Genomic DNA, 20,437 nt, shown 5'->3' on the forward strand with positions numbered 1-20,437 from the left:
TTTAGCCACGCCGAACCAAGTACCGCCGAAAATTGGTTACAAGCGTTCGCCTTCGCATGGAATCAGCTTATCTAAACACTACCCCGCGGCGCGACGCGGCGGTCCTCGAGCCGATATCGGCGGTCCGCAGAAGGCGTTCACCGCTCGGCGTCCGCGGTCGCGGCCGTCATCGACCAGACGGCGACGAGACCGAGCAGGAGCGCGGGGACGAGCGGGAGCGCCAGGTACGTCGCGAAGAAGGGGAGCCCGAACCAGCCCGCGACGTACGGGTACGCGTAGATGATCCCGGGGATGACGAGGACGCAGGTGAAGAGGACGGCCGTCAGCGCCCACCCCTTGCGGCCGAACCCGTCCGCCGGCGGCTCGTCGGTGGGGGACGCCGGTCCCCGGGAGTCGTCGCCACCGCTGGCGTCGGCCCCGTCGGTCTCGGATCCGGGGACGTGGACGTACCCGCCGTCGGGTGTGCCGTCGGCGGTCGCGTCCGCGTCGGCGTCGGTCTCAGAGCTCACTATCCGGTTTAACCACCACTTTGCCAAAGCCCTCACGGTTTTCTATCATCTCGTGTGCGCGCGCGGCCTCGCTCATCGGGAGTACCTCTCGGACGCGGGGTTCGAAGGTGCCGTCCCAGACCAGCTCCAGGACGTCGTCGACCTCGCCGGGCGTTGCCATCGTCGAGCCGAGCACCGACAGCTGGTTCCAGAAGATGCGGTTGAGCCCAGCACCCGGGTTCGGGCCGGTGGTCGCGCCGCAGGTGACGAGGCGGCCCCCCTTCGCCATCGATTTCAGCGAGTTCGGGTAGGTGGCCTCGCCGACGTGGTCGACGACGACGTCGACGCCGCGCTTGCCGGTGCGCGCGGCGACCTCGTCCGCGAAGTCGTTCGCCTCGTAGTCGATCACGTGGTCCGCGCCGCAGTCCTCGGCGTGCGAGAGCTTCGCCTCCGTGGAGGCGGTCGCGAACACCTCACAGCCGGCGTGATCAGCGATCTGGACCGCGGCGTGACCGACGCCGCCTGACGCGCCGAGGACGAGCACCTTCTCGCCCGCCTCGACGTCGGCGCGCGTGTGGAGCATTCGCCACGCGGTCTGGAAGACGAGGGACACGGAGCCGGCGACCTCCCAGTCGACGCCGTCGGGAACGGGCACTAGGTTCGCCGCCGGGACCGTCGCCTTCTCGGCGTGGACGCCGCGCACGTGTTCGCCGATGATGTGGAAGGAGACGCACAGCGACTCCTCGCCGTTGCGACAGAACTCGCAGTCGCCGCAGGAGACGCCCGCGCTCACGGCGACGTGATCGCCCGGCTCGAAGCGCGTCACGCCCTCGCCGACGGCCTCGACGACGCCCGCCGCGTCGCTGCCGGGGATGTGCGGCATCTCCACGTCGATACCGGGCATCCCGCGCCGCGTCCAGACGTCGAGGTGGTTCAACGCCCCGGCCTTGACGTCGACGAGCACCTCGCCGCGGTCGGGTTCGGGGTCGGGGAACTCGCCGTACTCGATCACGTCGCGGTCGCCGTGGTCGGCGAACTGAACGGCCTTCATATCCGGACCCTCCCGCGGGACCCACTAAACAGTACGCCTCACGGAAACGAGCGACGCGACGCGGGGACCGCCGCGGCCGGCGGGAACCGGCAGTGGCCCGCAGGAACCGGCAGTGGCCCGCGGGGACCGCCGCGGTCCCCCGGAAGGCGCTCGCAGCGTCCGTGCGAACCGCCCACAGCGACCCGACCGTTTCGTGATGTTTAAGTACTGAAAGCGGGAGGTAACGAACGCACGAACTGTAGGGGCGTCGGGCCCCGAGTCCGAGAGGGCGATGATACAACGCGGGTTGCGGTAGCCAAGCCTGGCCCAAGGCGCAGGGTTGCTAACTCTGTGGCGTCACTGCCTCCGGGGTTCGAATCCCCGCCGCAACGCTCGAACGGACGAGTACCGCCGGATTCGCGCCGGTAGGACTCACCACAACCAACACATGAGCACGGAAGAATCACAGGACGACTCGCCGGAGGAGGAGGAAGACCTCCAGTACTTCGTTCGGATCGGGGGCGCGGACCTCGACGGGACGAAGACGGTCGAGCGAAGCCTGTCCGAACTCGACGGCATCGGCACGCGCACGGCGCGGCTGGTCGCCGAGAAGGCCGACGTGGACAGAAACGCCACGTTCGGGCTCCTCGACGAGGGGGACATCGACGCGGTGGTCGACATCGCCGAGAACCTCGAAGACCACGTCCCGTCGTGGATGACGAACCGACAGAACGACTTCTTCACCGGGGAGACGACGCACCTCGTGGGCACCGACGTCAACGAGAAGCGCCGTCACGACATCAACCGGATGAAGATCATCGAATCGTACAAGGGCGTGCGCCACAAGCGCGGGCAGAAGGTCCGCGGCCAGCGCACGAAGTCCACGGGTCGCTCGGAGGGGACCATCGGGGTCAACGTCGAGGAGATCCGCGAGGAGATGGCGGACGAAGAGGGCGGTGACGACGAATGAGCACCGGAAAGAACACCAAGGGCTACGAGACGCCGAACCACCCGTACCAGGGCGAGCGCATCGCCGAGGAGTCCGACCTCCTCTCGCGGTACGGTCTGAAGAACAAAGAGGAGTTCTGGCGCGCCCAGTCCGAGCTGCGCAACATGCGCCGAGAGGCCCGACGGCTGCTCGGCGAGGCGCAGGGCGACGTCGACGCCGCCCAGGACGCCGGCGCGGAGTTCGTTACGCGGCTCCGCCGGATCGGCATCCTCGGCGACAACGACGACATCTCGACCGTCCTGTCGCTCGACGTGACCGACCTGCTGGAGCGTCGCCTCCAGACGGTCGTCTACCGACAGGGCTTCGCCTCCTCGACCCAGCAGGCCCGCCAGTTCATCGTCCACGGCCACATCACCGTCAACGGCGCCCGCGTCACGCGCCCGTCGGTGAAGGTGGACGTCGACGACGAGGGCGCCATCGCCTTCGACGAGACGAGCCCGCTCGCGGACGATCTCCACCCCGAGCGCGCGGAGTCACAGGAGTAACCAACCATGAGTGAATCCGAGGACGGAAAGTGGGGCATCGCCCACGTGTACGCGTCGTTCAACAACACGCTCATCACGGTCACCGACGAGACGGGCGCCGAGACGATCGCCAAGTCGTCAGGCGGCACCGTGGTGAAGCAGAACCGCGACGAGGCGTCGCCGTACGCCGCCATGCAGATGGCGGAGGTCGTCGCCGAGCGCGTCAAGGACGCCGGTCTGGAGGGCGTGCACGTTCGCGTCCGCGGCCCCGGCGGCAACCTCAACAAGTCCACCGGCCCCGGTGCGCAGGCGACGATCCGCGCGCTCTCGCGTGCGGGCGTCGAGATCGGGCGCATCGAGGACGTCACGCCGATCCCGCACGACGGGACGAAGGCGCCGAAGAACAAGCGAGTCTGACATGACCGAAGACGAATTCGACGTCCAGTACGTCGAGCGGGACGAACGCAGCGCGCGGGTGCTGATCCGCGGGCTCACGCCGGCGTTCGCCAACGGCATCCGCCGCGCGATGATCGCCGACGTCCCGACGTTCTCGATCGACACCGTCCAGTTCGTCGAGAACTCCTCGGTCATGTTCGACGAGATGATCGGACTCCGGCTGGGGCTCGTGCCCCTGACGACGCCGCTCGACGACTTCGAGATCGGCGACGAGGTCACCCTCGCGCTCGACGTCGAAGGCCCGGCGACGGCGTACTCCGGCGACATCGAGAGCAGCGACCCGCTCGTCGAGGTCGCCGACGAGAACGTCCCGATCATCGAGCTGAAGGAGGGACAGCGCCTCGAGTTCGAGGCCACGGCGGTGTTAGACACCGGAAAGGAGCACGCCAAACACCAGGGCGGCGTCTCCGTCGGCTACCGCCACCTCCAGCGCGTCTCGGTCGAGGGCGACCGCGGCGAGTTCGACGACGACGAGCCGAACATCCTCCGCGGCGTCATCGAGACGCCGGACGGGGACGTAGAGCTCACGGACGAGTTCGACAACGACCTCTCGGAACGGTTCCCCGGGAAGGAGGTCGCGGTCGAGGACGTGCCGGGCGCGTTCGTCTTCCACATCGAGACGGACGGCTCGTTCAGCGTCGAGGAACTGCTGCTCCGCGCGATCGGCTCCATCGAGGAGCGCGCGGACGAACTACAGACGAAAGTCGCAGTATAAGGAAATGACGGCCCTTCGAACCAATCCCCTGACCGCCGCCCCCGCCGACAGCCGTGGCGTCGCTCCGACCGTCGGAGCGCCCGCGCCCGACGCGGCGGACGGCGGGACCGAAAGTGGTTTGAAGGGAGCCGGAATACGATGGAGTGCACGCAGGGATAGCCAAGTCAGGCCAACGGCGCAGCGTTCAGGGCGCTGTCCTGTAGAGGTCCGCAGGTTCAAATCCTGCTCCCTGCACTCCGTTTTCCACGAACTCTCCGTTCAGGAGGGACAGCTATGAGTAGCAAGACGAATCCGAAACTACAGAACCTCATCGCCGATCTGAAGTCGGTCTCGCGTGACTCCGGTGCCAACGTGTGGCAGGACGTCGCCGACCGACTGGAGAAGCCACGGCGCACGCACGCTGAGGTCAACCTGGGCCGCATCGAGCGGTACGCTCAGGAAGACGAGACGGTCGTCGTCCCCGGCAAGGTGCTGGGCAGCGGTGTGCTCGAAACGAACGTTACCGTCGCCGCCGTCGACTTCTCCGGGACCGCCCGGACGAAGATCGACCAGGCCGGCGAAGCGGTGACGCTTGAACAGTTCATCGAACAGAACCCCGAAGGAAGCGACGTGCGGGTGATCCGATGAGTCTCGCAAAGATCGACGCGGACGTCGTCGTCGACGCCCGCGACTGTATCCTTGGCCGCGTCTCCTCGGAGGTCGCGCAGCGCGCCCTCGCCGGGGAGACCGTCGCCGTCGTCAACGCCGAGCGCGCCGTCATCACCGGCAACGAGGAGTCGACGATGGAGACGTACCACAAGCGCGCGGAGCTCGGTTCGGACAGCGGTCCGTACTACCCCAAGCGCCCCGACCGAATCTTCAAGCGCGCCATCCGCGGCATGCTGCCGTACAAGTCGGAGGACGGTCGCGAAGCGTTCTCGAGCGTGCGCGTGTACGTCGGGAACCCCTACGAGCGCGACGAGGACGTCGAGAGCATTGTCCTCGACGGCACCTCGCTCGACCGCCTCTCGAACATCAAATTCACGACGCTCGGATCCATCTCCGAGTCTCTGGGAGCCAACGTCACATGGTAACGAACACCTCAGGCAAGAAGAAGACGGCCGTCGCCCGCGCCACCGTGCGCGAGGGCGAGGGTCGCGTTCGCATCAACTCCCAGCCAGTCGAGCTGGTCGAACCGGAGCAGGCGCGGCTCAAGATGCTGGAGCCGTTCCGCATCGCGGGCGAGGAGCTCCGCGACGGCGTCGACATCGATATCGACGTCGAGGGCGGCGGCTTCAGCGGTCAGGCGGACGCGACGCGGACCGCCATCGCCCGCGGCCTCGTCCAGCACCTCGGCGACGCGGAGCTGCGCGACGCGTACATGAACTTCGACCGCACCCTACTGGTCAACGACGTGCGCCAGTCCGAACCCAAGAAGTGGGGCGGACCCGGCGCTCGCGCTCGCTACCAGAAGTCCTACCGCTGAGGTGATCCAGTCATGATGATCCCCGTCCGGTGTTTCACGTGCGGCAACGTCGTGGGTGAACACTGGGAAGAGTTCAAAGAGCGGGCTCGCGAGGGCGACGAAGACCCGGGCGAGGTGCTCGACGACCTCGGGGTCGACCGGCACTGCTGCCGGCGCATGATCGTGAGCCACCGCGACCTCGTGGACGTCGTCTCGCCGTACCAGTAACCATGTCAGGACAGCGATACAATCGATACGAGAAGGCACGCATCCTCGGCGCCCGAGCGCTGCAGGTGTCCTACGGGGCACCCGTGCTGATCGACACGGACCAGACGGAGCCGATCCTCGTCGCCGCCGAGGAGTACGACGCGGGCGCGCTCCCGTTCACGGTGCGGAGGGATTCCAACTAATGACCCGAATTACCAGCGTCTCGCTGCGTCGCGTGCTCGACTCGCGCGGAAACCCGACGGTCGAGGCCGACGTGCTCACCGAGTCCGGCGGCTTCGGCCGCGGGGCGGCACCCAGCGGGGCCTCGACCGGCGAGTACGAAGCGATCGAACTCCCCGCGAGCGAGTCCATCGCGAAGGCCCGCGAACACGCGGTCCCGCGCCTCGAAGGCGTCTACGCCGGCGACCAGCGCGCGGTCGATAACGCCCTGCGCGGCGCCGACGGGACGGACGACTTCTCGGCTATCGGTGCCAACAGCGCCGTCGCCATCTCGATGGCGGCCGCGAAGGCCGCCGCCGACGTGCTCGGCGCGCCGCTGTACCAGCACCTCGGCGGCGCGTTCCGCGGCGAGAACTTCCCGATCCCGCTCGGCAACGTCGTCGGCGGCGGGGAGCACGCCAAGGAGGCGACCCACATCCAGGAGTTCCTCGCGGCACCCGTCGGCGCGCCGAGCGTCTCGGAGGCCGTCTTCGCGAACGCCGCGGTCCACGCGGCGGTCGCGGACGTGTTAGACGAGCGCGGCGTCCCCGCGGCGAAGGGCGACGAGGGCGCGTGGGCACCCCCCATCTCGGACGCGGAGGCGTTCGAGGTCGTCGACGAGGCGGTCGACCGCGTCGAAGAGGAAGTTGGCTTCGAGATCCGCTTCGGCCTCGACATGGCGGCCGCCGAACTGTTCGACGACGACGCCGAGGCGTACGTCTACGGCGACGAGACGAAGTCGGCCGACGAGCAGATCGAGTACGTCGCCGGCCTCGTCGACGAGTACGACCTCGCGTACGTCGAGGACCCGCTCGACGAGAACGACTACGAGGCGTTCGCGGAGCTGACCGACCGGGTCGGCGACCGGACGCTGATCTGCGGCGACGACCTGTTCGTCACCAACGTCGAGCGGCTCCAAGACGGGATCGACGCCGGCGCGGCCAACAGCATCCTCATCAAGCCGAACCAGATCGGGACGCTGTCGGACGCGTTCGACGCGGTCGAGCTCGCCGCCCGCAACGGGTACGAGACGGTCATCTCCCACCGTTCGGGCGAGACCGAGGACACCACCATCGCACACCTCGCCGTGGCGACCGACGCCGGCTACATCAAGACCGGCACGGTCGGCGGCGAGCGAACCGCCAAGCTGAACGAACTGGTCCGCATCGCGGACGACGCGGTATGACGGGCCCACACCACGCATGAGCGAAGACAACGACGCGGTCGAACTCGACGACGACGCGGAGACCGAGGCGGTCGACGCGGCGGTCGAGGAGGAGGCCGACACGACCGAGGAACCGACCGCCGACGCGGCTGCCGACGGGGCGTCCGCCGACGCCGACACAGAGGCACCCGCCGACGCCGAGAGCGAGGCCGCCGAAGAGGCGGAAGACGCGGAAGAGGACGCCTCTCCGTTCGACGACGACGTCATGCCCGACGACGACGTCGACCTGCTGATCCCCGTCGAGGACTACCTCTCCGCGGGCGTCCACATCGGGACCCAGCAGAAGACGAAGGACATGGAGCGGTTCATCCACCGCGTCCGCGACGACGGGCTCTACGTCCTCGACGTGAGCCTCACCGACGAGCGGATCCGCACGGCCGCGGACTTCCTCTCCGACTACAACCCCGAGCAGATCCTCGTCACGTCCTCGCGACAGTACGGTCGGTTCCCGGCCGAGAAGTTCGCGGACGCGATCGGCGCCCGCGCCCGCACGGGACGCTTCATCCCGGGCACGCTGACGAACCCCGACTACGCCGGCTACATCGAGCCGGACGTCGTCGTGGTCACTGACCCGATCGGCGACGCGCAGGCCGTCAAGGAGGCCATCACCGTCGGCATCCCGGTCATCGCGATGTGCGACTCCAACAACCAGCTGTCGAACGTCGACCTCGTCATCCCGACGAACAACAAGGGTCGACGCGCGCTGTCGGTCGTCTACTGGCTCCTCGCCAACGAGACGCTCGACCGCCGCGGCACCGACACCGTGTTCGCCCTCGAGGACTTCGAGGACGAACTCTAAGCCGGTCGCTTTTTGCGTTCACGTTCCCGTTTCGGTCGATATTTTCCCGCCAGCTGCTGGTCTCCTCCTGCTGCTCGCCGGAACGGACCGCCCTCAAACGATGTCCGGGGTGAACGGGTACGAGTACACCTGCCCCTCGTTGGCCTTCACGGTCGCGACGAGTACCAAGACGAGGTCGACGACCGCGATGATCGGGAACAGTAGGAGGCCGACGAACACGAAGCTGAGGACGGCGGCGAGCATGAGGGCGACGAAGACGACGATCTGGAAGTTCAGCGAGTTCTTCGCGTTCCGCTCGACGAGTTCGTCGCCGTCGTCCGCGAGGATCAGAAAGAGGATCGGACCGAGGAACGAGGCGAAGAGGGCCGACGCGTGCGACAGCGCCGCCAGCGTCGTGTCGCCCTCGACGGTCTCGTCGAGGGTCTCGGTGGGCTCAGTTGCCATAGCGGGAATGGGGTTTCGGAGCTGAATGATAAGTGTTGGGTGGGTGTGTCACGGCCGCGCCCCGCGCTCAGTCGGCCGTCGGGGGCTCGTCGGCGGCCGCCGCGTCGGTCTCCGGGACGTCGTGCGTCCACCGCGGCTCTATCTCCCGGTTCGCCAGGACGACGCGGTCGCCGTCGTCGGTGTCGATCCGCGTCTTCCGGAGTTCGATGGCGGCGACGGTGCCGGTCACTCCCTTGGCGTCGACGCGGTAGCCGACGTTGAAGTCGGGGTCCCGCAGGAGGTAGACGCCCGCCACCGTGTCCTCGATCATCTCCGAGAGCGCGTAGGAGACGCCCAGGGCGATGAAGCCGACGGCGGTGCCGAGGCTCGCGGCGACGTCGCCCATGCCGACGACCTTCAGGAACGTGAGCGCGACGCCGAACCAGAGGAAGACGGCGACGAGCGTGACGATGAGGTCCCCGACCAGCTCTCGGTCGCCGACGTACAGTCGTTCGATCGACCCGCGGACGACGGAGAGGACGACCCGCACCGTCAGGTACGCCAGCGCGAGGAAGATCAGCCCCGAGACCAGCCGGGGGATCGCGACGACCAGCCCCTCGGCGAAGTTCGAGAGCGAACGGGACACGAGCGACGGGATCTGCGTCATGCCGAACCGCACACGGCCGGGGGTGGAAAAAGTGGGGGCGACCGACCGCGTCAGTTCGCGTCCGTCTCGGAGGTGAACACGCCGTCGAGGTCGACGCTCGGGTCGCGCCGCGGCTCCGTCTCGCGTCCCGACCGCTCGTCGGGGGCGCGGTTCCTCGCGCGGCCCATCAGGACCTCGTGCGTGTCCCGCGACTCCTCGTCCGGTCCCGGACGCGCCTGAACGTAGCTCCCGTCGGACCGCATCTCCCAGCGACGCCGGTTGTCGTCGAGCATCGTCGAGAGCACCCCGTCGAGCGTCTCCCGGAGCGCCGGGTCCTCGACCGGTGCGACGGCCTCGACGCGTCGGTCCAAGTTCCGCGTCATCCAGTCCGCCGACCCGATGTAGTACTCCGGGTCCCCCGCGTTGCCGAACCGGAAGATGCGCGAGTGTTCGAGGAACCGACCGACGACGCTGTGGACTCGGACCGTCTCGGTGACGCCGTCGACCCCGGGACGGAGCCGGCAGATCCCGCGCACGACGAGGTCTATCTCCGCGCCGGCCTCGCCCGCCTCGTACAGTCGCTCGACGACGCCCGGATCTTCGAGGGCGTTCATCTTCGCGACGATGCGCCCCCCGCGCCCGGCCAGCGCGTGGTCGCGCTCGCGGTCGATCAGCTCGTAGAGCCGCTCCCGCAGCGTCTCGGGCGCGACGAGGAGCTTCCGGTAGCTCCGGTTACGCGAGTGGCCGGTGAAGGAGTTGAACAGCCGGACGAGGTCCTGGCCGACGTCGTGGTCGGCGGTGAACAGCCCGAGGTCGGCGTACCCCTTCGCGGTCCCCGAGTGGTAGTTGCCCGTCGCGACGTGCGAGTAGAGCCTGACGTCGTCGCCCTCCTCGCGCACCGCGAGCGCGACCTTGCTGTGGGTCTTGAGGTCGACGGTCCCGTACGCGACGTGGATCCCCTCCTCTTCGAGCCGCTTCACCCACCGGAGGTTGTTCTCCTCGTCGAACCGCGCCTTGAGCTCGACCATCACGGCGACCTGCTTCCCGTTCTTCGCGGCGTCGATGAGGCTCCCGAGCACCCGCGAGTCGGGCGCGGTCCGGTATATCGCCGCCTTGATCGCGAGCGTGTCCGGGTCGTGCGCCGCGGCGTCGAGGAACGCCTGGACGGTGTCGGTGAACGAGTGGTACGGGTGGTGGACGAGCGCGTCCCGCTCCCGGATCGACTCGAACAGCTCTTCGGGCTGCTTCGGGTCGAGGTCGACGAACCGCGGGTGCTGTTGAGGCGTCCACTCCGGACGTTTCAGCTCGGGCGTGTCGAGGTCGTAGAGGCTCCCGAAGTCGGAGAGCGCCAGCGGCGCGCGTCGCTCGAACACCTCCCGGTCGTCGACGTCGAGGTGTTCGGCGAGCAGGTCGCGGACCGCGGGCGGGGTGTCCTCGTCGATCTCGATGCGGACGAGCGTCGCGAAGCGCCGCTCCCGGAGCACGTCCTCGATCCGCTCGATCAACCCCTCCGCGACGTCCTCGTTGCGCCTGACCTCGGCGTTGCGGGTCACGCGGAACGTCGAGTGGTCGACGATCTCGACGTCCGGGAACACCAGATCGAGGTTGGCGGCGATGACGCGCTCGACCGGGACGACCCGCGTCTCGCCGTCGGCGGGATAGTCGGGGCCGGCGGGGACCAACCGGGGGAGGTTCTCCGGGACCTTGATCCGCGAGAAGCGGACCGTCCCGTCGGGCTTGCGGGTCCGGACCGCGAGCGACAGCGAGAGGTTCGAGAGGAACGGGAACGGGTGTGCCGGGTCGAAGGTGAGCGGCGTGAGTGTGGGCAACACCGACGACTCGAACCGCTCCCGGAGGTGGTCGACCTCTTCGGGTCGGAGGTCGTCGTACTCGAGTACCTCCACGCCGGCCTCGCGAAGCGCCGGCTTCACCCCCTCGTGATAGCACTGCGACTGGACCTCGAACAGGTCCGCCGCCATCGAGAGCGCGTCCGCCCACTGCTCGCGCGGCGTCGCGCCGTCGACGGTCGGCTCCGTCGTCCCGGCGTCGATCTGCTGTTTGAGCCCGCCGACCCGCTTCATGAAGAACTCGTCGAGGTTCCGGGTCAGGATCGAGAGGAACCGGAGCCGTTCGAGCGGCGGCTGGCGGTCGTCCGTCGCCTCGTGGAGGACCCGCCACTGGAAGGAGAGCTCCGAGAACTCGCGGTTGAGATACCACCGCTCGTCGTCGAACGGCTCGCCGGTCGGCGGCGGGTCGGCCGCGATCGGCGGGGTCCGCGGCGGCACGGCCATCTGCCACGTCTCGGGCGAGAGGACGACGGCGTCGTCCCCGTCGGCTTCCCGCTCGCCGTCCGCGTCGTCCGGGGGCGTCAGCGTCTCGCGTTCGGCGTCGTCTTCGTCGCTCGCGCTCTCCGAATCGCTCATCTCAGCCCAACTCGGCCACGTCGACGATCTTGGCGTCGCTCCGTTCGACGCCGCCGCGGAGCGCGGGGACCGCCGTGATCGTCTCCGCGCGCAGGTCGTACGCGGTGAGCGCCCCGCCGTAGACGCAACCGGTGTCGAGCCCGACCGCCCACTCCGAGCGGACCGGCTCGTCGAGCACGGTGTGGCCGAAGAACACTCGCGGCGGCCCGGCGTACTCCTCGTACCAGTACGGCGGGTCGTAGCTGCCGCCCGGGGCGAGCGAGCGGGTGTTCTGGAGGTCGTCGATCGTGTGCTCGGCGAGCGGTTTCCGCGGGTCGACCCCGCCGTGGACGATCAGGTTCTCGCCGACCGTGATCGCGACCGGCAGCGACTCGATCCACGCGAGGTCGTCGTCGGACAGCGACGCCAGCGACTTGTCGCCGCGCAGCAGCTTCTCCTCGTTGTTCCCCCGGACCGAGAACATGTTGTCCGCGTCTCGGACGCGCTCGACGACCCCCGCGCTGTCGGGACCCTTGCGGACCAGGTCACCGACGAACACCACGAGGTCGTCGTCGGTTATCTCGAGCGTCGACAGGAGGCGGTCGAGCGGCTCGGGACAGCCGTGTACGTCGCCGACGACGTACGCGCTCTCGTGCTCGTCGATGTCGATGTCGAGATGGTGCGGTTCGACGTCCGGGTGGAAGCGACCCATTGCGCCTCCCTAGGGAAGGTCGACTGATAAACGCCGCTAAGAGCGGTATATACCGATATATACTTCTCCGGGCGTTTCAGTTCCGGCGAGGGCCGTCAGCCGGACGAGACGTGCCGACAGCCCGCTTCCGACCGCACCGTCGGATCACCGTCCCGGCCGTTCTCGACCCGGAGTTCGACGCCGCTCTCGTCGGGGTCGTCAGAGGGGAGTTCGGGCCGCTCGACCCCCGATCAGTCCCGCTGGAACCGGGTTCCGTCGACGGTCACGTCGTGGGTCTCCTCGCGCTCTCCCGAGTAGACCGTCACCCAGTGGGGGCAGGCGAGTCGGCGTCGAGCGCCGCACACCCGGCGGTGGCCGCGAGGGCTGCCGACGCCCCGGTGGCGAGCGCGCGGCGAGTCGCGGGTCCACTCCCGCCCTCACCCCCCTCATCAGTCTCCGACTCCGGGAGTGGCGTTCGCGCTCGCGGCGGGGAGCCAGGCCGGCGGCGCGACCTCGTTTCCGGCGGACCGCGGCGCGACCACGTACTCGAACTGTTTGGACTCCCCCGCCCGAGTGTACGCGAGCCTGGCCTCGCGGATGACGCCGTTCCGGTCGACGGTCAGGTACCCCCGGACGTCGGTCGCGTTCCGGACCGCGACGTCCGTCGCGGCGTACCGGATCAGCCGTTCGCCGTCCTCCTCGACGGTTCGGACCGCGCGGAACTCCGCGACCGTCAGTATCCGCGAGGCGACCGCCCACATCGAGTCGGCCGCGCGGTACCGGGTCCTCGCGATCGACCCGTTGGACGCCTCGAAGGAGACGTCCCTGTTCCGAGCGCTCCGACTGTACCGGACGCCGCCGTCGACGTACACGTCGCTGCGCGTGACGTCGATGTACCCGTTGTGAACGTCGAGTCGGAACCGGATCCGGTCCGGGGCCGCGTCGTACTCGTAGTCGGCGTACGCCCCGGCGCGGAAGCGCTCGACCGCGGCCCCCGTCACCGGTTCCGTCCGGAGGAAGGCCACGGACCGCTCGCGCGCCGTCGCGGTGTCGATTCCGGCCCGAGTGAACCCGTCCGGGAAGGAGACGTCAGCGAGCCGCTCGCCGGCGTCGGCGGTCTCGTTCGGCCGGGGATCGGACGGCCGAGAGTCGGGCGGTGCGGAGTCGGTCGGCGTCGGCCCGCCCGGAGCGAACCCGCCGCACCCCGCGAGCAGGAGGAGGAGGGCGACCGCGGTCGCGGCCCGGGCGCGCTGTGGCACGTCTCTCACTCGCGGTCTCGCGGTGATGAGGCTACTGGCGACCCGGAGTCGCGGTCTCGTCGACGGTCGCGTCGTCGTCGGACAGCGCCGACCGCGCCGCCGCGACCGACTCGTCCACGCGGGCCCACGCGACGGGCGGCTCGACCGCGTCGAGCTCCGCGTCGAGCGCGGCGAGTCGCTCGCCGAACCGATCGTCCCAGTCCGGACCGCCGGCGAGCGCCGCGGCGTGGTCGGCCACCTCGGCTTCGAGGGCGTCGATCCGCGCGTCGACATCGTCCGGGAAGGAGACCCCGTCGCGGTCGGCCCACGCGCGGAGGTCGGCGGCCTCGGCCCGGAGGTCACCGACGACGAGGTCGAGGACGCGCGTCTGGACGGCGGCGTCGAACCGCCGCTCGGGGTCGGGCTCGTCGGCCTCCCGCAGCGCCGTGACGACCTCGGCGACGGACTCGGCGGACTCCTCGGCGGCCTCGACGTCGTCGACGAGCCCGTCGTGACGGCGGTTCGCGGAGCTGATCCACGCCTCGAACGCCTCGAGTTCGGTCTCGAGGTCGTGGGCGACGCGGACGACGTCCTGTGCGTCGGTCGTGACCTCGTGGAGGGCGACCGCGGCGCGGTACACCGCCACCGGGGAGTCGAGTTCCGATCTGGCCTCGCCGAACTCGTCGCCGAGCGCCTCCACCTCCGCCCGGAGGTCGTCCAGCCGGTCCCCGAACGCCCGGCGTCGGACGTCGACGACGTCGAGGTCCGGCGCGCCGTCGGCGGCGGCGGTCGCCTCCTCGTGGGTCCGCGTCGCGAGGTCGACCCGCGTCTCGGCGGTCGCGAGGACCTGCGACACGTCGGTGACGCTCGACTCGACTGCGGCGGGCGTCACGGTCCCGTCCTCGGTGAACGGGTCGAGCCACGTGCGGATCGACTCCGGCTCCTCGTCCGTCCGCTCGGAGACCGCGTCGACGAGTTCCTCGAGGGGCGTCGCCGCGGGCGCGGGTTCGCTCATACCGCCGGATTCGGCGTAGTGCGGTGTATACCTTCCTAAGAGCGGTCCGTTCGTGGACAGAGCCAAACGGAGCGGTACGTGGTGATATATATTCGTCAGAGCCCTCTCGTGCGGTCCGCATCGGTACCGTGGACTCCTCTCGTGCCAAGAGGTGTCTATATTAAAAATATAAACCAGTTTAATAGACTTGTCCGTTGCTACGGGTGATGTCAGACCGGAACTGGGTCGACGGCGGCGTGTCGCGGCGGAAAGTTCTCATCACGTCCGGAGCGCTCGGGACCGCCGGCTTGGCCGGCTGTGGCGGCAGCAGCGACGGAAGCTCCGGCAGCGACGGCAGCGACGGCAGCGACGGCAGCGACGGGAGTGACGGCGGCGACGGCACGGACGGCGGCGATAGCTCCGGGCAGAACACGGCGCTCCTCAACGCCGAGGGCTCATCGACCGTGTATCCCATCTCGAACACCGGGAGCTCCTACTGGAACTCCAACGCCCCGCCGAGCGACGGCGAGTACTGGGGCGCGAACGACGAGACGTCGGTCCCCGGCTGGGACCAGCTCTCGTCCGACGGCGCGGACGACATGCTCATCGCCGACTACTTCGCGTCGAAGTTCGGCTTCGAGGCGACCGAGCAGCGCTCCTCGCCGCCGTTCCCGACGACCGTCGGCCTGAGCCACTCCGGGACCGGCTGTGAGGCCGTCACCGAGGGGCTCGTCGACATCGGCAACTCTTCCGGCCCGATCACGGCCGAGCTCGGCTGGAGCGAGGAGGAGGCCCAGAACAGGGTCGTCGACAACGTCGTCGGCCGCGACGGCCAGCCGGTCGTCGTCAGCTCCGACGTCTCCGACGCCGGCGTCACCCAGCTGACCGGCGAGCAGATCCGCGGCATCTACCAGGGCGAGATCACCAACTGGAGCGAGATCGACGGGATCGACTACGACCAAGAGATCTACGCCGTCGGCCGCGCCGAGGGCTCGGGCACCGACACCGCGTTCCGCCTGAACATGCTCGGTGCCGCCGACGCTTCCATGTCCGGCGTCGACACGCGCTTCGGGCAGAACCAGCAGGTCGCGCAGGCCGTCGGCCAGAACGAGGGCTCCATCGCGTACATGGCGCTCGCGTTCACCAGCGAGACCGTCATCCCGATCTCCATCGAGTTCGACGGGACGCTGTACGAGACCAGCCGCGACGCGGAGAACACGATCTTCGACAGCGAGTACCCGCTCAACCGCGACCTCCACATGTACACGCTCATCGAGGAGAGCAACCCCGACGGCGGCGGCTACGACGCTCGCGAGGCCGCGTTCGTCAACATGTTCCTCAACGAGTTCGGACAGGCCACCTTCGTCGAGGGGAACAACTACATCCCGCTCCCGACGAGCGACCTCGAGTCGATGAAAGAGCAGGTCTCGTCCGTCGCGACAGAGGAACTCCTCTCGCCGTAGGCGAAACGACGGTTTCGGTCGACCACCGCGAGGCGGTACACGCGCCCCGTCTCACCGATGACCCTCCGTTTCGCTGACACCCCGGCACCCACGCTCAAGACGAACACCGATTCTATGACACACGCACTCCACCGAACGATTACGATACCAGACAGATGTCCTCGGTAACAGACGCGCCGGCCGGCCGAGTGACGAACGCGCTCGGCGCGCGGCTCCGACGGGTCAGAGAGTTCGTCACCGAGACCGAGTCGCCCGCGCTGGCGATCATCGCGGCGATGACGCTCTCGCTTCTCGCCTCGCTCGTCGGGTTTCTGGTCGTCTCCGACCTCACCATCGTCCCCTTCGTCGTCTTCCTCGCCGCCGCGGGGATCGGCTGGTTCCGGTATCAGGAGGAGACGGCGTACGTGATCGCGCTGATGATGACGGTGTCGACGATCCTGATCCTCGGCCTGATCATCGTGTTCATCTTCCGCGAGTCGGTCCCGGTCCTCCGGTACGAGAGCGCGACGGTATTGGGCGTGTCGGTCCCGGGACTCCGCATGTTCATCCAGCCGAACTGGGACGCCGTCTCGCCGCCCATCCGGTACTCGATGGTGCCGATGATTCACGGAACGGTGATGGTGACCCTCATCGCCTCCGCCGTCGCCGCCCCGCTGGGGGTCTCCGCCGCGCTCTTCATCTCGGAGATCGCCCCTGCGACCGTCCGCGAGGTCGTCAAACCCGGCGTCGAGATCCTCGCGGGTATCCCGTCGATCGTCTACGGGTTCATCGGCTTCACCGTCCTCGGGCCGTGGGCCTCCGACCAGTTCCAGACGACCGGACAGGGGTCGTACCTCTTCGTCGGCATCGTCGTGGGGCTGATGGCGCTCCCGACGGTCGTCTCCGTCGCGGAGGACGCGCTGAGCAGCGTCCCCGAGTCGATGAAGAGCGGGTCGCTGGCGATGGGGACGACCGACTGGCAGACGATGACGTCGATCACCCTCCCGGCGGCGTTCTCCGGCGTCTCCTCGGCGGTCCTGCTCGGCGTCGGGCGCGCCATCGGCGAGACGATGGCCGCGACGGTGATGCTCCGCGGCGTCCCGCGGCTCACCGAGCCGCTCGTCAACGTGTTCTACGGCCAGGAGACGCTGACCTCGATCATCGCGCGGAACTACGGCGAGGCGGACGGCCTCCAGATGGACGCGCTGTTCGTCGCGGGCGTGATCCTGTTCGTCACCGTCCTCGTCATCTCCGTCGGGGCGCAGTACATCGAGTGGCGGATGCACGAGAAGCTCGGAGGTGAGGTCTGATGGCGGGCGCGGGTCAGACGGACACCCAGTTAGTCGAGGGGAACACCACCGAGACGGACGCCGTCGCCGCCGTCGCCATCGGGCTCTCGGCGGTCCTGTTCGCGCTCGCCGTCGCGGCGATGTTCGAGCGCGTCAGCCTCACCGGAACGCTCGCGGGCGTCCAGACGGTGACGCTGCTCGGCGGGTTGCTGACCGCGCTCGGCGTCGCGGTGATCGCCTTCGGGGCCGGGTCCCGGCTCGGTTACGTCGAGACCGACCCCGACCCGAGCGCCGGACTGATCGCCGGGTTCGGCGCCGCGGTCCCGTGGGTCGTCGTCGGCGGCGGCGTCGCGAGCCAGACGCTCGGCCTCGGCACGGCGGGCGGTGCGGTCGGCGCCCTCGTCGTCGGCGGCGTCGCCTTCGCGCTCACCGTCCTCCCGCGCGAGGACCTCGGGTCGACGCTCCCGCTCGGGAGCCTGCTCACGCTGACGGGACTCGTGTTCCTGACCGGCGTCATCGGTCCGGACTGGGTGTGGGACCTCGGGTGGGCGCAAACGGCTTCGATCACGGCCGAATTCTTCATCCCCGTGGCGACGCTGTTCAGCGCGCTGTACGGCGGCTGGGCCTCGGCGAAGTCGTACGGTGGCTTCGGCGCCCGCGGGCGCCACATGGGCGCGTACGTGCTCGTCTACCTGAACGCGCTCTCGATCGTCGCCTTCCTGTTCATCCTCGTCGCGTACGTGGTCGTTCAGGGGGTTCCGGGGCTGTTGACCGGCTTCGAACTCGGCCTCGGAACCGGTCCGCAGACGACGATCCTCGGCGTCTCGGTCACGCTCCCGGTCTCCGTGCCGTTCGTGATGAACGGCGTGGCCCTCCTGAACGACTTCCAAGGCGTGTTGCCCGCGATCGTCGGCACGGTCTGGCTCGTGATCGGCGCCGTCGTCCTCGCGGTTCCGTTGGGGGTCGGCGCGGCCGTCTTCCTCACCGAGTACGCGGACCGCGGCCGGTTCACGCAGGTCGTCGAGGTCGCGACCAACGGCCTGTGGAGCACCCCGAGCATCGTGTTCGGGCTGTTCGGGTTCGCCTTCCTCATCCCCCGGTTCGGCAACGGGAAGTCCCTGCTGTCGGGCATGATCACGCTCGGCTTCATGCTGCTCCCGCTCGTGGTCATCACCTCCCGCGAGGCGATGCTCTCCGTCCCCGACGAGTACCGCGACGCGAGCGCCGCGCTCGGGGTGTCGAAGTGGCAGACGATCCGGAGCGTCGTCCTGCCGGCGGCCCTCCCGGGCGTCGTCACCGGCGTCATCCTCGGCGTCGGCCGGATCGCCGGCGAGACGGCCCCGATACTGCTGACGATGGCCGGCGGGACGTTCATCCCGGGCTCGCAGACGGTCGACGTCATCGGGAGCTTCCAGTTCACCGCGGCACCGCCGTTCGTCGCCAACCCGGCGCTGTTGGAGGCGACCTCGGCGCTGCCGTACCAACTGTTTGCGCTGATCACGGCCGGCGTCGGGCTCGGCAGCAGCGTCTCCGACCCCAACGCCTTCCGCTGGGCGACGGCGCTGGTGCTCCTCGTCGTCGTCCTCTCCTTCTACGCGATCGGGATCGCGACGCGCTACTACTTCCGGCGGCGGCTCACGCACACCTGACCCACCATGAGCGAGAACACCACCAAGCAGACCCAGACCGAATCCGCGGCGACGGACAGCGACCAGCCACTCACGACGACCGCCGGCGAGACCGCCGAGCGGACGCAGTCGGAGTGGACTGAGTACGACTTCCGAGGCGAGGCGAAGATGACCGTCGACGACCTCGACGTGTACTACGGCGACGACCACGCCCTGAAGGGCGTCTCGATGGAGATCCCCGAGCAGAGCGTCACCGCGCTCATCGGCCCCTCCGGCTGCGGGAAGTCGACGTACCTCCGGTGTCTCAACCGGATGAACGACCGGGTCAGCTCCGCGCGGATCGACGGCTCCGTGGAGCTGGGCGGCCAAGAGATCTACCAGGACGGGGTCAACCTCGTCGAACTCAGGAAGCGGGTCGGGATGGTGTTCCAGTCCCCGAACCCGTTCCCCAAGTCGATCCGCGAGAACATCGCCTACGGGCCGAAGAAGCACGGCGACCTCGACACCGGGCTGCTCGCCCGCCTCCTGAACCGGAGCGACGCGGACGAGCGGGACGAACTCGTGGAGCGGTGCCTCCGCGACGCCGCGCTGTGGGACGAGGTGAGCGACCGGCTCGACGACAACGCGCTCGGCCTCTCGGGCGGGCAACAGCAGCGCCTCTGCATCGCCCGCTGCCTCTCCGTCGACCCGGAGGTCATCCTGATGGACGAGCCGGCCTCCGCGCTCGACCCCATCGCCACGGCGAAGATCGAGGACCTGATCGACGACCTCGCCGAGGAGTACACCGTCGTCATCGTCACCCACAACATGCAGCAGGCGGCGCGGATCTCCGACCAGACCGCCGTGTTCCTCACGGGCGGGGAGCTCGTCGAGTACGGCGACACCGATCAGGTGTTCGAGAACCCGCACAGCGAGCGCGTCGAGGACTACATCACCGGCAAGTTCGGGTGATCGCATGCCCCGAGAACGGTACCAGGACTCGCTCGACGAGCTTCGGTCCGACGTGCTCGCGATGGGCGATCGGGTGATCGAGCAGTTCGAGCGCAGCCTCGACGCCGTCGAGCGCCGCGACGAGTCGCTCGCGCGGTCGGTCGTGGAGGGCGACGCCGCGGTGAACGAGGCGTACCTGCGCCTGGAGGACCGGTGCGTCGACCTGTTCGCGCTCCAGCAGCCGGTCGCGGGCGACCTCCGGTTCGTCACCGCCTCGTTCAAGATCATCACGGACCTCGAACGGATCGGCGACCTCGCGGTCAACCTCGCGGACTACCTGCGGACGGCGACGCAGACGCTCTCGCCCGAGGTACAGCTCGACGCGATCGGCGACGCGGTGCGCTCGCTGGTCGAACGGAGCCTCGCCGCCTACGAGACCGAAGACGCGGCCGCGTGCCGGGCGGTCGCGGCCGACGACGACGAGGTCGACGCGCTGTGCCAGCGGGCGAGCGAGAGCGTCACCCGCGACCTGATCGCGGGGACCGACGGGGACGGCTGGGAGGTCGAGCGGTTGCTAGACGACGTGTCGCGGGTCCTGTTGACGATCCGGGACCTCGAACGGGTGGCAGATCACGCCGTGAACATCGCGGCGCGGACCCTCTACATGATCGAGAACGATCCGGAGCTGCTCTACTGAG

At 68.9% G+C, this 20,437-nt stretch carries 24 protein-coding genes, 2 tRNA genes and 1 pseudogene; 19 read left to right on the forward strand and 8 right to left on the reverse strand.

The window, feature by feature from the left end:
• Positions 1 to 75: pseudogene (locus C464_RS18365) on the forward strand (IS6 family transposase); the annotation flags it as partial.
• Positions 76 to 137: 62 nt separating this feature from the next.
• On the opposite strand, the gene C464_RS04235 reads toward C464_RS18365, so the two are convergent.
• Both C464_RS04235 and C464_RS04240 read right to left on the reverse strand, forming a co-directional pair.
• Positions 138 to 509 (reverse strand): hypothetical protein, encoded by a 372-nt coding sequence (locus C464_RS04235; protein WP_006112310.1) that lies wholly within the window; start codon positions 507 to 509, stop codon positions 138 to 140.
• Positions 499 to 1,539, reverse strand: a complete 1,041-nt coding sequence (locus tag C464_RS04240) for a zinc-binding dehydrogenase (RefSeq protein WP_006112311.1) — start codon at positions 1,537 to 1,539, stop codon at positions 499 to 501. Before C464_RS04240 ends, C464_RS04235 begins: the two co-directional genes overlap by 11 nt.
• Before the next feature lie 285 nt (positions 1,540 to 1,824).
• Here C464_RS04240 and C464_RS04245 point away from each other — a divergent pair.
• From C464_RS04245 to rpsB, 13 genes are all read left to right on the forward strand, one after another.
• A tRNA-Ser gene (locus C464_RS04245) sits at positions 1,825 to 1,910 on the forward strand.
• 56 nt (positions 1,911 to 1,966) lie between these two features.
• Entirely contained in the window at positions 1,967 to 2,488 is a 522-nt protein-coding gene (locus C464_RS04250) for a 30S ribosomal protein S13 (RefSeq protein ID WP_006112312.1), read from the forward strand.
• Positions 2,485 to 3,012 (forward strand): 30S ribosomal protein S4, encoded by a 528-nt coding sequence (locus C464_RS04255; protein ID WP_006112313.1) that lies wholly within the window; start codon positions 2,485 to 2,487, stop codon positions 3,010 to 3,012. Before C464_RS04250 ends, C464_RS04255 begins: the two co-directional genes overlap by 4 nt.
• A 6-nt stretch (positions 3,013 to 3,018) precedes the next feature.
• Entirely contained in the window at positions 3,019 to 3,408 is a 390-nt protein-coding gene (locus tag C464_RS04260; RefSeq protein ID WP_004046448.1) for a 30S ribosomal protein S11, read from the forward strand.
• Between the two features lies 1 nt (position 3,409).
• On the forward strand, positions 3,410 to 4,162 hold the full coding sequence (locus C464_RS04265) for a DNA-directed RNA polymerase subunit D (protein ID WP_006112314.1): 753 nt from the start codon (positions 3,410 to 3,412) through the stop codon (positions 4,160 to 4,162).
• 149 nt (positions 4,163 to 4,311) lie between these two features.
• A tRNA-Leu gene (locus C464_RS04270) sits at positions 4,312 to 4,396 on the forward strand.
• 39 nt (positions 4,397 to 4,435) lie between these two features.
• On the forward strand, positions 4,436 to 4,789 hold the full coding sequence (locus C464_RS04275; RefSeq protein ID WP_006112315.1) for a 50S ribosomal protein L18e: 354 nt from the start codon (positions 4,436 to 4,438) through the stop codon (positions 4,787 to 4,789).
• Positions 4,786 to 5,235, forward strand: coding sequence for a 50S ribosomal protein L13 (locus tag C464_RS04280; protein WP_006112316.1), 450 nt, complete (start codon positions 4,786 to 4,788; stop codon positions 5,233 to 5,235). The genes C464_RS04275 and C464_RS04280 overlap by 4 nt, the downstream gene beginning before the upstream one ends.
• Entirely contained in the window at positions 5,229 to 5,627 is a 399-nt protein-coding gene (locus C464_RS04285; RefSeq protein WP_004595258.1) for a 30S ribosomal protein S9, read from the forward strand. The genes C464_RS04280 and C464_RS04285 overlap by 7 nt, the downstream gene beginning before the upstream one ends.
• 12 nt (positions 5,628 to 5,639) lie before the next feature.
• Positions 5,640 to 5,834 (forward strand): DNA-directed RNA polymerase subunit N, encoded by a 195-nt coding sequence (locus C464_RS04290; RefSeq protein WP_006112317.1) that lies wholly within the window; start codon positions 5,640 to 5,642, stop codon positions 5,832 to 5,834.
• Between the two features lie 2 nt (positions 5,835 to 5,836).
• Positions 5,837 to 6,016 (forward strand): DNA-directed RNA polymerase subunit K, encoded by a 180-nt coding sequence (locus C464_RS04295; protein WP_049910838.1) that lies wholly within the window; start codon positions 5,837 to 5,839, stop codon positions 6,014 to 6,016.
• Positions 6,016 to 7,218, forward strand: a complete 1,203-nt coding sequence (eno, locus tag C464_RS04300) for a phosphopyruvate hydratase (protein WP_006112319.1) — start codon at positions 6,016 to 6,018, stop codon at positions 7,216 to 7,218. Before C464_RS04295 ends, eno begins: the two co-directional genes overlap by 1 nt.
• A gap of 16 nt (positions 7,219 to 7,234) precedes the next feature.
• Positions 7,235 to 8,056, forward strand: a complete 822-nt coding sequence (gene rpsB, locus C464_RS04305) for a 30S ribosomal protein S2 (RefSeq protein WP_006112320.1) — start codon at positions 7,235 to 7,237, stop codon at positions 8,054 to 8,056.
• A 93-nt stretch (positions 8,057 to 8,149) separates the two neighbouring features.
• On the opposite strand, the gene C464_RS04310 is transcribed toward rpsB, so the two are convergent.
• The 6 genes from C464_RS04310 to C464_RS04335 form a co-directional block, all read right to left on the reverse strand.
• Entirely contained in the window at positions 8,150 to 8,500 is a 351-nt protein-coding gene (locus C464_RS04310; protein WP_006112321.1) for a DUF4870 domain-containing protein, read from the reverse strand.
• A gap of 67 nt (positions 8,501 to 8,567) precedes the next feature.
• Positions 8,568 to 9,146: a mechanosensitive ion channel domain-containing protein gene (locus C464_RS04315; protein WP_006112322.1), complete on the reverse strand. Its 579-nt coding sequence runs from the start codon at positions 9,144 to 9,146 to the stop codon at positions 8,568 to 8,570.
• Between the two features lie 50 nt (positions 9,147 to 9,196).
• Positions 9,197 to 11,416: a polyphosphate kinase 1 gene (gene ppk1, locus C464_RS04320; protein WP_080510399.1), complete on the reverse strand. Its 2,220-nt coding sequence runs from the start codon at positions 11,414 to 11,416 to the stop codon at positions 9,197 to 9,199.
• Between the two features lie 133 nt (positions 11,417 to 11,549).
• Positions 11,550 to 12,239 (reverse strand): metallophosphoesterase family protein, encoded by a 690-nt coding sequence (locus C464_RS04325; RefSeq protein WP_006112324.1) that lies wholly within the window; start codon positions 12,237 to 12,239, stop codon positions 11,550 to 11,552.
• 428 nt (positions 12,240 to 12,667) lie between these two features.
• Entirely contained in the window at positions 12,668 to 13,477 is an 810-nt protein-coding gene (locus tag C464_RS04330; RefSeq protein ID WP_006112325.1) for a hypothetical protein, read from the reverse strand.
• A 31-nt stretch (positions 13,478 to 13,508) separates the two neighbouring features.
• Entirely contained in the window at positions 13,509 to 14,471 is a 963-nt protein-coding gene (locus C464_RS04335; protein ID WP_006112326.1) for a hypothetical protein, read from the reverse strand.
• A 206-nt stretch (positions 14,472 to 14,677) separates the two neighbouring features.
• Between C464_RS04335 and C464_RS04340 the strand changes: the two genes are divergently transcribed.
• From C464_RS04340 to phoU, 5 genes are all read left to right on the forward strand, one after another.
• The gene (locus C464_RS04340) at positions 14,678 to 15,913 is read left to right on the forward strand and encodes a PstS family phosphate ABC transporter substrate-binding protein (protein WP_006112327.1); all 1,236 of its coding nucleotides are present in this window, start codon (positions 14,678 to 14,680) and stop codon (positions 15,911 to 15,913) included.
• Between the two features lie 155 nt (positions 15,914 to 16,068).
• The gene (pstC, locus tag C464_RS04345) at positions 16,069 to 17,202 is read left to right on the forward strand and encodes a phosphate ABC transporter permease subunit PstC (protein WP_006112328.1); all 1,134 of its coding nucleotides are present in this window, start codon (positions 16,069 to 16,071) and stop codon (positions 17,200 to 17,202) included.
• A complete protein-coding gene (gene pstA, locus C464_RS04350; RefSeq protein ID WP_006112329.1) occupies positions 17,202 to 18,830 on the forward strand; it encodes a phosphate ABC transporter permease PstA in 1,629 nt (542 codons plus the stop codon). The genes pstC and pstA overlap by 1 nt, the downstream gene beginning before the upstream one ends.
• 6 nt (positions 18,831 to 18,836) lie before the next feature.
• The gene (gene pstB / locus C464_RS04355) at positions 18,837 to 19,760 is read left to right on the forward strand and encodes a phosphate ABC transporter ATP-binding protein PstB (RefSeq protein ID WP_006112330.1); all 924 of its coding nucleotides are present in this window, start codon (positions 18,837 to 18,839) and stop codon (positions 19,758 to 19,760) included.
• Between the two features lie 4 nt (positions 19,761 to 19,764).
• The gene (gene phoU, locus C464_RS04360; RefSeq protein ID WP_006112331.1) at positions 19,765 to 20,436 is read left to right on the forward strand and encodes a phosphate signaling complex protein PhoU; all 672 of its coding nucleotides are present in this window, start codon (positions 19,765 to 19,767) and stop codon (positions 20,434 to 20,436) included.
• The last annotated feature ends 1 nt before the right edge of the window (position 20,437 follow it).

The organism is Halorubrum coriense DSM 10284 (assembly GCF_000337035.1).
GTDB lineage: Archaea > Halobacteriota > Halobacteria > Halobacteriales > Haloferacaceae > Halorubrum > Halorubrum coriense.

What these genes read in the sequence shown, in the direction of transcription:
- C464_RS04240 (WP_006112311.1), bottom strand. Translation starts at nt 1,539, where the DNA reads ATGAAGGCCGTTCAGTTCGCCGACCACGGCGACCGCGACGTGATCGAG.
- C464_RS04250 (WP_006112312.1), top strand. Translation starts at nt 1,967, where the DNA reads ATGAGCACGGAAGAATCACAGGACGACTCGCCGGAGGAGGAGGAAGAC.
- C464_RS04255 (WP_006112313.1), top strand. Translation starts at nt 2,485, where the DNA reads ATGAGCACCGGAAAGAACACCAAGGGCTACGAGACGCCGAACCACCCG.
- C464_RS04260 (WP_004046448.1), top strand. Translation starts at nt 3,019, where the DNA reads ATGAGTGAATCCGAGGACGGAAAGTGGGGCATCGCCCACGTGTACGCG.
- C464_RS04265 (WP_006112314.1), top strand. Translation starts at nt 3,410, where the DNA reads ATGACCGAAGACGAATTCGACGTCCAGTACGTCGAGCGGGACGAACGC.
- C464_RS04275 (WP_006112315.1), top strand. Translation starts at nt 4,436, where the DNA reads ATGAGTAGCAAGACGAATCCGAAACTACAGAACCTCATCGCCGATCTG.
- C464_RS04280 (WP_006112316.1), top strand. Translation starts at nt 4,786, where the DNA reads ATGAGTCTCGCAAAGATCGACGCGGACGTCGTCGTCGACGCCCGCGAC.
- C464_RS04285 (WP_004595258.1), top strand. Translation starts at nt 5,229, where the DNA reads ATGGTAACGAACACCTCAGGCAAGAAGAAGACGGCCGTCGCCCGCGCC.
- C464_RS04290 (WP_006112317.1), top strand. Translation starts at nt 5,640, where the DNA reads ATGATGATCCCCGTCCGGTGTTTCACGTGCGGCAACGTCGTGGGTGAA.
- C464_RS04295 (WP_049910838.1), top strand. Translation starts at nt 5,837, where the DNA reads ATGTCAGGACAGCGATACAATCGATACGAGAAGGCACGCATCCTCGGC.
- eno (WP_006112319.1), top strand. Translation starts at nt 6,016, where the DNA reads ATGACCCGAATTACCAGCGTCTCGCTGCGTCGCGTGCTCGACTCGCGC.
- rpsB (WP_006112320.1), top strand. Translation starts at nt 7,235, where the DNA reads ATGAGCGAAGACAACGACGCGGTCGAACTCGACGACGACGCGGAGACC.
- C464_RS04310 (WP_006112321.1), bottom strand. Translation starts at nt 8,500, where the DNA reads ATGGCAACTGAGCCCACCGAGACCCTCGACGAGACCGTCGAGGGCGAC.
- C464_RS04315 (WP_006112322.1), bottom strand. Translation starts at nt 9,146, where the DNA reads ATGACGCAGATCCCGTCGCTCGTGTCCCGTTCGCTCTCGAACTTCGCC.
- ppk1 (WP_080510399.1), bottom strand. Translation starts at nt 11,416, where the DNA reads ATGGCCGTGCCGCCGCGGACCCCGCCGATCGCGGCCGACCCGCCGCCG.
- C464_RS04325 (WP_006112324.1), bottom strand. Translation starts at nt 12,239, where the DNA reads ATGGGTCGCTTCCACCCGGACGTCGAACCGCACCATCTCGACATCGAC.
- C464_RS04335 (WP_006112326.1), bottom strand. Translation starts at nt 14,471, where the DNA reads ATGAGCGAACCCGCGCCCGCGGCGACGCCCCTCGAGGAACTCGTCGAC.
- C464_RS04340 (WP_006112327.1), top strand. Translation starts at nt 14,678, where the DNA reads ATGTCAGACCGGAACTGGGTCGACGGCGGCGTGTCGCGGCGGAAAGTT.
- pstC (WP_006112328.1), top strand. Translation starts at nt 16,069, where the DNA reads ATGTCCTCGGTAACAGACGCGCCGGCCGGCCGAGTGACGAACGCGCTC.
- pstA (WP_006112329.1), top strand. Translation starts at nt 17,202, where the DNA reads ATGGCGGGCGCGGGTCAGACGGACACCCAGTTAGTCGAGGGGAACACC.
- pstB (WP_006112330.1), top strand. Translation starts at nt 18,837, where the DNA reads ATGAGCGAGAACACCACCAAGCAGACCCAGACCGAATCCGCGGCGACG.
- phoU (WP_006112331.1), top strand. Translation starts at nt 19,765, where the DNA reads ATGCCCCGAGAACGGTACCAGGACTCGCTCGACGAGCTTCGGTCCGAC.